The organism is Phormidium sp. FACHB-592 (assembly GCF_014695795.1).
Taxonomy (GTDB): Bacteria; Cyanobacteriota; Cyanobacteriia; order Leptolyngbyales; family Leptolyngbyaceae; genus Stenomitos.
Genome location: NZ_JACJOZ010000103.1, coordinates 256575 through 269023 on the forward strand (window position 1 = coordinate 256575; position 12449 = coordinate 269023).

Here is a 12449-nt window from a genome sequence, read left to right on the forward strand (position 1 = left end):
GCAACACCCCTACTAATTCTAAGAAGGCTTCCCTGGTGAATAGTAAGCAGTGATTGAGGCACATAGCCGTTAGCCGCTTTGAAGAAACTCTACTAGTTGCTCTAGTTTGCTCCAGGCAGCGCCACTACTTAGAATGTCTCTGGCAATAGCAAGACCATCCGCATAAGCGGTAGCAGTCTCCGGCAACGCCTCACCAACCTGGAGTGCGAAGGCAGCATTAAGTGCCACTACATCTTGCTGCGCTTGCGTTCCCTTGCCTTGCAGCACTGCACGTAAAATCTCAGCATTCTGCTGTACGTTACCGCCTGCAATAGCGCTTAATGGAGCAGACTCAATACCCAGTTCAACAGGATTTACGCTGGTTAAACTTACAGTCTGATTAGATAACACCGCTAGATCGGTCAAGTTTCCTAGCCCAGCTTCATCCAATTTTTCACGACCATGCAGCACGATCGCACGACGTACACCCAACTGCTGTAATGCGTCTGCCACTGTTTTAAGCAAGCTAGCGTCATAAACCCCCAACACCTGCCCTGTTGGACTCATGGGATTAACCAACGGTCCCAGCAGGTTAAAAACTGTCCGCACTTTCAACGATCGACGCATGGGAGCCACAGCCTTTAATGCAGGATGCCAACCCGGTGCAAAGAGAAAAGTAATGCCAACCACATGGATAGCGGCTTGAATTTTTTCTAATGGCGCTGCTAAGTTAACGCCTAAGGCTTCAAGGACATCCGCAGAGCCAACGAGACTAGAAGCAGAACGATTCCCATGTTTGGCAACTAGAACTCCAGCCGCTGCTGCTACAAGAGCAACTGCCGTCGAGATATTGAACGTGCCTGCTCCATCACCACCAGTGCCACAGGTATCGATAACGGGCGTTGATACCGTCTTATAGGATGCAGAAAGCTGAGACGCTTGTCCTTGCAGCACCCGCGCCATGCCAACTAGCTCGCCTGCAGACACTCCCTTAAACTGAATTGCCATCAAGATTGCACCTGCTAAGACAGGCGGGACGGCATCACTTAACCAGCCTTGCATCAGAAGTGATGCCTGTTCTGTTGATAGCGATTGGCGATCGAGCAACTGCTGAAGCAAGTCAGACCACTCACCGAAATCTTTAAGCAAGGCAACTGGTGTATTCAAATTCAGGTCAGTACTTTGTGCCACAAAAAACCACAGAACGCTAAGTCACTAGACAGCATCGTACTAAAAATCTGCTCAGTCACAAAATCAATCTTTGGTTTAGAAAAAGTATGGCAGCATCAATTTGAAGAGGCTTAGCAATGTAGAGGTGTGTTTAGTGGTCAGCAGACAACAGCAGAAACCCCTCTAGAAAGCGCCTTCAAACTGAGATGAAATAGAACACTTAACTGCAAGATGTAGCCATAGAGAAGAAAGCTGCTGTGTAACCTTGCAAGCAATCACTACCAGTAAAAATTAGTATCAACGCAATAGCTCACTTAAAAGACCGACTCTTGCCGACTACCGAATCGTCACAAAAAAGGGACATCGCGTGATGTCCCTTTTGCTTTTTGATCGGTTAGATTTTATTAGCCGTGATTCAGAATCATCGTTCTTCTAAACGTTGTCGAGAGTGCGCTTAACACCATCTTTCAGATCTTCTTTGGCGTTACGGGCTTGGGCTTCCCCTTGTTTTGCTTTGCCTTCAGCTTGGGCTTGAGGATCACCTGTCACATCGCCAACAGCATCTTGAACTTTGCCTTCAACGTTTTTAGCGGCAGCCTTAGCTTTTTCATCTAAACCCATGTTCGTACTCCGTTTCTAAAAGTTATGAAGTTTGGATAGGACGTACAGCGTATTTCCTATTCATGCTCTGATAGTACGGAATGCGTAAAGCTGAGTCCTCTCTCAGAGGTTGTATTCTAGACAACAATTCCTATCACTTTACTATGCTGAAAGAGCGAGATTAAATAACGTTAGCACTGTGCTGCTTACCATCTCGTTCAACAGTGCTTAAGTTTAGAAGAAAGAAGGTTTGGAGGGCTTTGCCCATACGCAAGAAATTTTATCTTCGCCCCATAGCCACGATTATGCTAGTGATCTCATTGTGCTGCTGACGTACAGCCCTTGGCTAGAATCTTGCCATGCCTAGAGTCAAGAGGACTCTTCCTCGGGAGCGCAGACAGCTTTGATACAGCAATTAGACATATTGCCGCGTTGGTGCCAGCTGTGGCAGGAAGTAGGAGCAAGATCTATACCTGAACCACTCTTTGAGCAGATTGTAGCTGCCTATAGCGAACCGCATCGGGCGTACCATACGCTGGCACATCTTGAGGACTGCTTTGCAAAATGGGAAGCCGTGCGATCGCTGGCTCATCAACCCAATGCTATAGAACTGGCACTCTACTTCCATGATGTCATTTACGATCCGCATGCCTCTGATAACGAGGAGCGTAGTGCGGCGATGGCAGTGCAATGGTTGCAGTGTGGACAGGTATCCCAGTCGTTAGTAGAAGCAGTGAGTCAGCTTATTTTGGCAACAAAGCACCAAACGACACCGAAGGACGAGGATGCAGCGCTGCTAGTGGATATTGATCTAGCCATTCTGGGTAGTCCAATCGCTGAGTTCGATCGCTACGAAGACAACATTCGCTATGAGTACAATTGGGTGCCAGAGGCACTATATCGGGCAAAGCGAGCCGATATTCTAAAGCAGTTTCTTGATCGATCGCGCCTGTTTCAGACAGACTTTTTTCATCATCAGTATGAGCAGCAAGCGCGGTCTAACCTCCATCGATTAATCGAAACGCTTAATCCTTAAACAGGATCAGAGCTGTCCTCGTTTGAATTAAAGATGAATTAAAGAGTTAATGACAAGCGCAGAATGAGCTATAAAGCTCATGCCGCACGTACTTGTACGTAGGCTGGCGTAACGCTCGGCTCCGAAGTAACGCTTGGCTCAACTACATTAGCCTTGCTTTCGTTTGCCGCTAAAAAGGTGCTGAGATGATTGATAACGTGGTTGCTCTCCTCTAGCGCCCGCGTTGCCTGACCGGAGAATGCCTCACGAGCAGCTTCAAACTCAGCAATTAAAGCGGCGCGATCGCCCTGAGCCAACAGTTTAGAAAGTCGATCGTACACATTTACTAACCGCTCTATGGCTTCGCAACGCTCCTCTGATGCCAATAGAATATCGATATAGAGTGCTGCGTCTTGTGCCAGGAGGCGGCTCACTGTATTAATTTCGAGGCGGTAAAGCGGGCTGGCGAATGTCAGGCTACGCTCAATGTCAATGCCTTCTTCTGCTAGAAACGTTCCCAGTGTGAAATTAGAAAAGAAGCGAATTGCCTGCACTGCCACCATCATGCGATCGTGTTCTTCTGGCGTAGAGTGAATTAGGTTGCCACCATCTGCCTCAATCAAATGCAGCAACCACTGGTAGGCGGCAGGCTTGCGCCCTGGGCAGACAACTACTTTTTGCCCCAAAAAGGATTTTCCGCCTGGACCAAACATGGGATGAAGACCAACAACAGGTCCCGGATGACTGTCCAGCATCGTTTGCACCGCCGCGCTTTTGGTACTGGCGATATCTGCCAGCGTAGTAGTGGGGGAAAGGTAAGGAGCAACCTTCCGAATCACAGCGAGAGTTGCTTTCAGCGGCACACACAGCAACACCAGATCGGCAGTGCCCAGTAAAGTTTCAGCCTGCCCCCAGCCGTCATATTCCAGCACTCTCACATCATGTCCGGCATTAGACAGGCGATCGACAAAAAAGCGTCCCATTAAGCCATGACCACCCACGATCGTAATCTTACGTGGTTCAACGATCGCGCTAAGTGACGGTTTTTTGGCTAACGTTGCCATGCAGCCAGTGATTACGCTGCTCCAGAGATGCTCTGGAATACCAGCCACTGCCAGTTGAGCTTGGTAGCGGGTGAGTTGCTCTTGCATAGAGGGCGTTTCTAGCGCTGCTAAGAGAGCGAGCCGTTCGCCTAGCAGTGTAATTAATGTCTGGTCAAGCTGTTGAAGTTTTTCAGGTGTGGGCATGATGACTACCAATAAAAAGGGGATCGTTCCTGAAGGCACCAGCAATGAATGCTCTTAGGTTCAAGCGTTGTTGCGTTAGAGATTGCCTCGGAGTGCTTGTTCGCGCTCTAGTGCCACAAACAGAGATTTAAAGTTTCCGGCTCCAAAGCCTCGTGAACCGTGACGCTCAATAACTTCAAAAAATAGGGTGGGTCGATCGCCCATTGGCTTTGTAAACAGTTGCAGGAGATAACCGTCTTCATCGCGGTCAACAAGAATCCCTAACGCTGCTAACTGCTCAACGGGAATTTCAAGCTCCTTCACCCAAGCTTCTAACCCGTCATAATACGTTTTGGGAATCGGCAGAAATTCAACGCCAGCCTGTTTTAAATAAATGACAGTTTGGACAATATCATCGGTTGCCAAACCAAGATGCTGAATTCCCGGTCCATAATGGAAATCTAAATATTCTTGAATCTGCGATTTACGCCGACCAGGTGCTGGCTCATTGATATTAATAATAGTTTTGCTACCGTTTTCTAGCACTTTTGACATCAAGGCTGAATATTCAGTAGAGATTGCCTGATCATCAAAATGCATTCGTACATCGAAGCCCATTGTCTTCACAAAAAAGTTGACCCATTGATCCATTGCGCCGTATTCAACATTGCCAACAATATGATCAATGCGTTTTAACCCAGCGGCATTGCTAGGTGTATTGGCGCGTGCAGCAAAGCCAGGTGCAAAGTTATCGCCGTAATTGCTGCGATCAACAAATTTAACTAGCACATCACCAAACGAACGAATAGCGGCATAGCGTAAAACACCATGCTCATCTTCATGATCTGTTGGTGGAATCGCACCGATCGCACCACAAGCAATTGCTTGCTGATAGGCAGTAGCGACATCTGAAACTTGCAAAGCAATGATAGCGATGGTGTCTCCATGCTTCAAAACGCTTTGCGCTATGGGATACTCTGGGCTTAACGCTGAACTCAAAACAAAGCGAATCTCTCCTTGCTCTAAGACATAAGAGGTTACTTTGCGATCGCCCGTTTCTAACCCTCGGTAGGCAGTTGTTGTAAAGCCAAAGCACTGAGCGTAAACGATTGCCGCTTGCTTGGCATTACCAACATAAAACTCCAGATGGTCAACACCTTTGATTGAATAGATATCACTCATCCTATTGCCTCTAGTACTAATAATGGAACGAATAAACCAAGCCTTAAGGCACGCAACGAGTTCTTAGCTAGATTTAGCTCACTCTATTTAAGGCAGGGAAAGAAAAACAAGTAGAACCACTTAGTCTTCATCAAAAAGCAGGAGTTTGTGAAGATTCATCTGGTCAGTGCTGGAAGCCCTTAGAGGCTCACACAGCTACAGGTGTAGGACGAGACTTCCTTAATTTAGGACGTCTTTCTCCGAGAATTCACAGAAAGTTTAAATCCATCTTTCTCCTTATTTTTACTGGCAAGCCCGTGAAAACATTGCGAAACCAGGCATCGCCATTGTTTTCTATGCCGTAAGTCCTGGCATGACATCAGTAGTATGTGTTTTCCCAGTGAACTTTTTGAACAGACGCTAGTTACAGCAGATAAAGCCGTGTTAGCTTCCAGATGAATTGGGCTTGGTGTTCCTCAAGGCTATCGATTCAGAGGAGCAAGTAACGGCAGTTTTTTAGTTAAGCAAGTGTCAATACAGAACGTTAGTCACTGCAAAACGTTAACTGCTAACTGCTCTTTCTGGCGGCGATCGAATTCATTTGATTACCTAACTTAGAGATTCAAACGGCTACAAATTTCTTCAGCTTTGAACCTGTACAGATAAAAGCCGTATGAACTCTTAAGCATTTTGAGCGCTGGCTCTATCTAGCAACACCAACTGCTTTCTCTTTTCACAATCGTTGGTAACTTGCTGTTGCTCTTGACTATGCAGGCAAGTTGCTCATGACAGCAAACTTAAATCAATCTGCTCTCTAAACGTAGGAGTTCTACCGTGGTTGCCATTAATCAAGACGTGCTTTCCTCTACTGAAGATGCAACTAGCAGCGCTAAAGTAACGGCAGAAAGAGCAGATTTAACGACAGCAAATCGACAAACCCCATTGCTAGAGAACGCGGGCTTAGGGTCAACGGCTAATTTAGAACTATCTACTTTTTCATTGCCAAGTGATTTTCTGAAGACGCCTGCTACTATCTACCAGCCCAAATATTGTGCGCTCACCCTGCCAGATTGCCTAGTAGAGACGTTACAGGCGCAAGCACAGCAAGACGGTGTTGATGAACGATCGCTTTTGTTAGCAGCTTTTAACGCTCTGCTATATCGCTACACTCAGCAAGAAACCATTGACTTAGCGCTAACCATTTCAACCGATGCAAACAGTGGCACTCGCCAAACAGAAACCTGCACTCAGATTCACAGCGAATTAAAGGTTCATGCCTTAATTAAACAAATCTCCACCGCACTGAGTGCTGTTCAAGCAATGTCACTGCCAGTGGTTCCAGCTCAGTTAGAGAAGCCATCCAACGATCGCTCCTCATTACCAGTCGCTGTTACGTTTATAGAAGATTTTTTACGCATTGGCGGTAAAGAACAATGGCTGGCAGACTTTCCATTGCAAGCATCCGTAGCCTCTGATGGTCCTGATTTACATCTGATCTTGCTCCAGCGAAAAGGAAGCGTTACAGGAGTTTGGCAGTACAACGCTAGCCTCTTTCACGCAGAGACCATTCAGCGGTTATCAGGTCATTTACAAGTGCTGCTTCAAAGCATCGTCAACGATCAGGATTGCACGATCGCGGAACTGCCATTGTTGACCCAGGCAGAAACACAACAACTGTTGGTGGAATGGCAAAGCGCCACTATTTCGTATCCTCAAGCTCTAATCCATCAACTGATTGAAGCTCATGCTATTCAGCGACCAGAGGCGGTCGCGCTCACATTCAATAACCAGCAACTTACCTACACAGAGCTAAACCAACGCGCTAACCAAGTCGCTCATTACCTGGTTCAAGCTGGTGTCAGTGCTGACGTACGAGTGGCAGTTTGTGTAGAACCATCGTTGGAAATTGTAGTAACGTTGCTGGGTATTTTCAAAGCTGGTGGTGTTTATCTACCGCTTGATCCAACCCATCCCATTGAGCGTCTGACCACTATTCTGGAAGAGACTCAACCCAAGGTCTTGCTAACGCAGTCCCATCTTTTGCCACGCTTACCAGCGATTGCAGACCACATTCTTTGCTTTGATCAAGAATGGACGTTGCTACACCAATTCCCCACGCATAATCCCGAAATTGAGGTTCGCCTTGAGCAAACGTCTCATTTGGTTTACACCTCCGGTACGACGGGTAAGCCAAAGGGTGTTATAACAAGCCACGGCAACCTGGTGCAGTACATTTTGTCGGCACAGGAGCGGTTTGGTTTTGACTGCCACGATGTTATGCCGGCGATTGCGCGCTTCACCTTTAGCATCACCATGTTTGAGCTACTGTCACCGTTAGTGGCAGGTGGCAAGCTTATGATCTTGGAACGAGAGCATATCTTAGATTTCCAGCGCATGGTGCAAACGCTGCAACAGGCAACTGTCATTCACACATCACCCAGTTTGTTGCAAAAGCTTCTGACCTACATCCAGGACAACAACCTGGATCTTCAATCATTCCAGCAGCTCAAACACGTTTCTACAGGTGGTGACATGGTGCCTACCGCGTTACTTGAAGCGATGAAGCGTATCTTTCAGTCAGCAGAAGTCTATGTTATCTATGGCTGTAGTGAGGTGAGCTGTATGGGTTGCAGCTACCCGGTAGTCAATGATCAACCGGTAAAAAGTCGAGTTGGCAAACCCTTTACAAATGTTTCTGTTCGCCTCTATGATTCGCACCTAAATCTCGTGCCGATCGGTATTCCCGGTGAAATTTATATTGGTGGAGCTGGTGTTACGCAGGGATATTTGCAGCGGGAAGCGCTCACGCAGGAAAAATTTGTCACGATCGATGGCTGCCGCTTTTACCGCACTGGAGATATTGGACGGTTTGACATGGATGGCAATCTAGAAATGCTGGGGCGGGCTGATTTTCAGATCAAGTTGCGCGGCATTCGGATTGAGCTAGGCGAGATCGAAGCAACACTGCGTCAGGCGCCCGGTGTGCGTGAAGGCGTTGTCATGGCACGGGAACTGGGCGCGCGTGCAATGGAACAGGGTGAAAAGAGCTTGGTCGCTTACGTAGTGCTTGATCAGGCTCAGAAACCGCCGATCGAGAATATTCGCAGCCTACTGCAAGAAAAATTACCAGATTACATGGTGCCATCTGCCTTTGTAGTGCTAGATGCGATGCCAGTCAACATCAATCAAAAAGTCGATCGGCGTGCTTTACCACTGCCAACGCCTGAAAACATTGCAGGTTACAAAGCATTCGTTGCTCCACGAGACGAATGGGAGCAGCAATTGACAACTATTTGGGAGACAGTGCTAGGTGTTAGCCCGATCGGCATCCATGACAATTTCTTTGAAGTAGGAGGACATTCCCTACTGGCTGCCTCTCTGATGATTCAAATTGAGGCAGTGTTCGGTCAAACGCTCCCCCTGAGCACCCTACTGACCGAGCCAACGATCGCCCAACTGGCGGCTTTACTCAGTCAACCAGGGCAATTGGATAGACCCAACTCGGTTGTCTTACTTAGAAAGGGTGGAAGCAAACCCCCAGTGTTCTTCATCCATGATGGCGAGGGCGAAACCTTGCTCTACCGCAATCTGGCGTACTGCTTGAAGCCAGAGCATCCCGTATATGGCATCCAACCCTACAGCCGAGAGCATCATCCCATTTTGCACACTCGCGTTGTAGAGATGGCAGCTTACTACATCGAACAAATCCGCACAGTTCAACCAGAAGGACCCTACCTACTAGGTGGTTTATGCGTCGGTGGCTTCTTAGCCTTTGAAATGGCTCGACAACTGCAAAATCAGGGTCAAACCATTGCAATGGTAGCGCTGCTTGACACGGCAGATGTAGAAGCAACGATGCGGAGTGGTTTGATTGCCAATCAACGTTTAAGCAGCTTTTCGCAATCCTTAAACCAAGGACAACCACTGAACCCGCAGCAGCTACTCCGTATTCTGGGCAAAGCTAGTCAGAAGATTTACAACGTGATCACCTATGAAGTCCGGTCAAAACTTCGGAAGGTTCAAAATCAAACCAAGATCAAGCTGTTCAGGTATTGTCTGGATCGGAATCTACCCATCCCATCCTTCCTGCACAACCTCTCCGTTCGGATTGTCTTAAAGTTTGCTGAAAGAGAATATATTCCTCAGGCTCCCTATCAAGGAGAAGTGTTTCTTACCTTAGCGACGCAGAAAAGCAGTAGCTTTGACGGCACTCTCATTGACGATACCCCCTACGCAGATATGTACAGTGATCCGCTGTTGGGATGGGGCAATCGTTCAACTGAGGGGGTGAAGGTTTACCATAGCCCCGGTGGTCATTCCAGTATGTTGCAAGAACCCAATGTCCAGGTCATGGCTGAAAATATGCAGTCTTACATTGATGCGGCACTTGCAAAGATAGCCAAAACTCAACCGTTGCCGAGTATTGCACAACAGCCAGAAAAGACCCTTGCTTCATAGAGCCTTTCCCCAGCCAAGCCCAGATCAGTTAACTAAAACTGAGTAAACGGTTCAGTCATGACCCACTAAATTTCTACTCTATAGATATGTCCCATCCAAACACTAATTCAGGTTCTTTACTGGTTGTCATCGTTAACTACCGCACTGCCCGTCTAACCATCGACTGCTTGCGCTCGCTTGAAAGTGAAGTGCGATCGCGTCCAGATACCTCTGTTGTTGTGGTGGATAATGCCTCTGGAGATAACTCCGCAGAATTAATTGATGCAGCCATTGAAACCAATGGTTGGGGAAAATGGGCTTCAGTCTTGCCCTCAGACCATAATGGTGGTTTCGCCTATGGCAATAATCTGGCAATTCGCCCAACACTTCAGGCTCCTAACCCACCCTCCTATTACCTACTACTCAATTCAGACACGCAGGCGCGTCCGGGTGTATTTAAGGCTCTCACAAGTTTTATGGAGCAACATCCAGAGGTTGGCATTGTCGGTAGCAAGCTTGAAAATCCAGATGGGACGAACTGGTCTACAGCCTTTCGCTTTCCCTCTCTGTTGAGTGAGCTAGAGAGTGGTATGCGCTTAGGAATTGTGTCAAAGCTCTTAGCTAAGTGGGTTGTGTCCCAAACAATGACCAACGAGCCACAGCAGGTAGATTGGTTGCCTGGGGCAAGTATGATGATCCGGCGGGAGGTATTTGAGTCGGCAGGTTTGATGGATGAAGGATATTTCCTCTATTACGAAGAGACAGATTTTTGCCTCCAGGCTAAACGGAAAGGTTGGTCTTGCTGGTATGTCCCTGAAGGCAGCGTTATGCATATTGCAGGAGCCAGTACTGGGGTAACAACCAGAGATGACACTCCTAAGCGATTGCCACAGTATCTCTTTGATTCTCGCCGACGCTATTTCGTGAAGAATCACGGTTTTCTATACGCCGCCTTAGCCGATCTTTCCTGGTCATTAAGTTTGGCTTTATGGAGAGTGAGACGAGCCGTTCAGCGCAAACCAGATGCGGATCCCCCCTACCTCCTATTCGATGCCCTGCGGAACAGTGTCTTACTGAAGTTGGGGAGTAAGGGGTTGTAAAGAAACAACTTCCCTGGTTGCTTTAAAAACAACTGGCGGTTCTTAAAGCAGCCTCTTAAGCAGAAAAGCTAACAGAAGCAACGTATGCTTTGCCCTTGACTCGGTTTAACGCTTAAGCGAGAAGTATTAGGTTAATCGAAAAGTAGTAGGGTAGAACGCAGCGTACAGTATCGTTTTTCAGGTTTCAGTCGCCGACTATTACATTCTTTGAAGTTTTAGAGTCTTTTGCCAGAGAGGCTTCCAGCGGTGATGTAAACTGGGCGTTGACTCTGAAAGCCTTCAGCGGATGAATCTACCGCCAGTTTGGCTGACCGATACTGCAAAGTGTCAAGCATTCATTTGGAGCGATTCATAATATGTCTCATACGGTCAAAATCTATGACACTTGCATTGGCTGCACCCAATGCGTCCGCGCTTGCCCGACCGACGTTCTGGAGATGGTTCCCTGGGACGGCTGCAAGGCAGGTCAAATTGCTTCGTCGCCAAGAACTGAAGATTGTGTAGGCTGCAAGCGTTGCGAAACTGCTTGCCCTACTGATTTCTTAAGTATTCGGGTTTACCTGGGTGCTGAAACAACCCGTAGCATGGGTCTGGCTTATTAGAAACGTCGTTATTACGTTTGTTTAATCCATGTAAGTTCAAAGTCAAAAGGGGAGCGATCGCTCCCCTTTTTTTGTTGCTTTTAGAAATTTCTTTTTCTTGCAAAGTGCAAACGCAACCAGTAATCAAGCACCTGCATTAAGAACTAGCATTACCCAATAAACCATCTGACTCTACTGCTGCCCGCTCTTTAGCTAGGCGGCGCTTGCGCGCATAGAGTTGAATAGCAATCGCAAAGCTGATTACCATCGCTACAATGCCCCATACGGTTAGGTCAGTGGGCAGATTGTTTTTGAACACTGCCAGCATGACGACAACGATAAAAAACACCGTCGGAAATTCATTGAACCAGCGGAAATGTTGCCCGGTCATCTTGCATTCATCTGCTGCTAACTGCTTCATCAGTCGCTTGCAGTAGTGGTGATAGCCAATTAACAGCACCACGCAGGCAAGCTTTGCGTGCATCCAGGGCTGCTTAAGCACATCGGGTTCGGTTGTAACTAGCCCGATCGCCATTGCCACAGTTAACAGCATCGCGGGTGTCATGATAATGCTGTAGAGGCGTTTCTCCATGATCTGATACTGGCTTTTCAAAATGCTACGGGCGGGTTCTGGCTGTTCGTTTGCTTCAGCATGGTAGACAAACAAACGGGGCAGGTAAAACATCCCCGCGAACCAACACACAATGCCAACAAGATGAAACGCCTTAAACCAGTAATACGCCATGAATCAGCCCTCTTAATTTCTTGCTTTCAACTTTTGCTTTTAGCTTTTTAATAAAGTCTTCGATCGCAAATTTGCAAACTTCAAGCTGCAAGCTCAAACTTACGATCACAAATTTGCTATTACTACACGGCATGGTTAAACAGAGCATCTAAATAAACCCGTGCGGCGCGGCGATCGCACTCTCCATTTTGCAACAAAAAGAGGGACAATGCAGCCGCAAAGACGCGATCTTGATCCCAATCAGGATGTGTTTCGAGGTAGAGAGTTAGTGCGTTGTGAAGTTCTTCAGGGATTTCAGCCAGAATGCTAACAGTTGTATGCATGAGAACCTCAGGAGATGCGGGAGCAAGTTGGCAGTGAAGCGATCAAAAAATGGTTCAACTTTGCACCCTGATAAAAAGTAAGCCGCCAAGAATTGGGTGCTACAGCATTAAA

10 protein-coding genes are annotated in these 12449 nt (G+C 47.4%); 4 read left to right on the forward strand and 6 right to left on the reverse strand.

The features are described from left to right. Positions 1-69: 69 nt before the first annotated feature. A complete protein-coding gene (gene trpD / locus H6F86_RS27890) occupies positions 70-1128 on the reverse strand; it encodes an anthranilate phosphoribosyltransferase (protein WP_347241335.1) in 1059 nt (352 codons plus the stop codon). 453 nt (positions 1129-1581) lie between these two features. Beyond that, complete coding sequence (locus tag H6F86_RS27895) at positions 1582-1770, reverse strand: CsbD family protein (protein ID WP_190453609.1); 189 nt, start codon at positions 1768-1770, stop codon at positions 1582-1584. A gap of 382 nt (positions 1771-2152) precedes the next feature. On the opposite strand from H6F86_RS27895, the gene H6F86_RS27900 reads away from it, so the two are divergent. Next, positions 2153-2785, forward strand: coding sequence for an N-methyl-D-aspartate receptor NMDAR2C subunit (locus tag H6F86_RS27900; RefSeq protein WP_190453612.1), 633 nt, complete (start codon positions 2153-2155; stop codon positions 2783-2785). 77 nt (positions 2786-2862) lie between these two features. Here H6F86_RS27900 and tyrA read toward each other — a convergent pair whose 3' ends face one another. Together tyrA and hppD are read right to left on the reverse strand one after the other, a co-directional pair. Beyond that, the gene (gene tyrA, locus H6F86_RS27905) at positions 2863-4011 is read right to left on the reverse strand and encodes a bifunctional chorismate mutase/prephenate dehydrogenase (protein ID WP_190453615.1); all 1149 of its coding nucleotides are present in this window, start codon (positions 4009-4011) and stop codon (positions 2863-2865) included. A gap of 75 nt (positions 4012-4086) precedes the next feature. Further along, positions 4087-5172 (reverse strand): 4-hydroxyphenylpyruvate dioxygenase, encoded by a 1086-nt coding sequence (gene hppD, locus H6F86_RS27910; RefSeq protein WP_190453616.1) that lies wholly within the window; start codon positions 5170-5172, stop codon positions 4087-4089. Between the two features lie 813 nt (positions 5173-5985). Here hppD and H6F86_RS27915 point away from each other — a divergent pair. From H6F86_RS27915 to psaC, 3 genes are all read left to right on the forward strand, one after another. Continuing rightward, a complete protein-coding gene (locus tag H6F86_RS27915; protein ID WP_190453619.1) occupies positions 5986-9609 on the forward strand; it encodes an amino acid adenylation domain-containing protein in 3624 nt (1207 codons plus the stop codon). 86 nt (positions 9610-9695) lie between these two features. Next, on the forward strand, positions 9696-10688 hold the full coding sequence (locus H6F86_RS27920; RefSeq protein ID WP_190453622.1) for a glycosyltransferase family 2 protein: 993 nt from the start codon (positions 9696-9698) through the stop codon (positions 10686-10688). Between the two features lie 356 nt (positions 10689-11044). Next, a complete protein-coding gene (gene psaC / locus H6F86_RS27925) occupies positions 11045-11290 on the forward strand; it encodes a photosystem I iron-sulfur center protein PsaC (RefSeq protein ID WP_009556083.1) in 246 nt (81 codons plus the stop codon). 136 nt (positions 11291-11426) lie between these two features. Here the strand turns inward: psaC and hemJ are convergent, their stop codons facing one another. Both hemJ and H6F86_RS27935 read right to left on the reverse strand, forming a co-directional pair. After that, positions 11427-12014 carry a protoporphyrinogen oxidase HemJ gene (gene hemJ, locus H6F86_RS27930; protein ID WP_190453626.1) on the reverse strand — a complete coding sequence of 196 codons (588 nt, stop codon included), beginning with the start codon at positions 12012-12014 and terminating at the stop codon, positions 11427-11429. A gap of 122 nt (positions 12015-12136) precedes the next feature. Then, complete coding sequence (locus H6F86_RS27935) at positions 12137-12337, reverse strand: DUF2811 domain-containing protein (RefSeq protein ID WP_190453629.1); 201 nt, start codon at positions 12335-12337, stop codon at positions 12137-12139. Positions 12338-12449 lie beyond the last annotated feature (112 nt).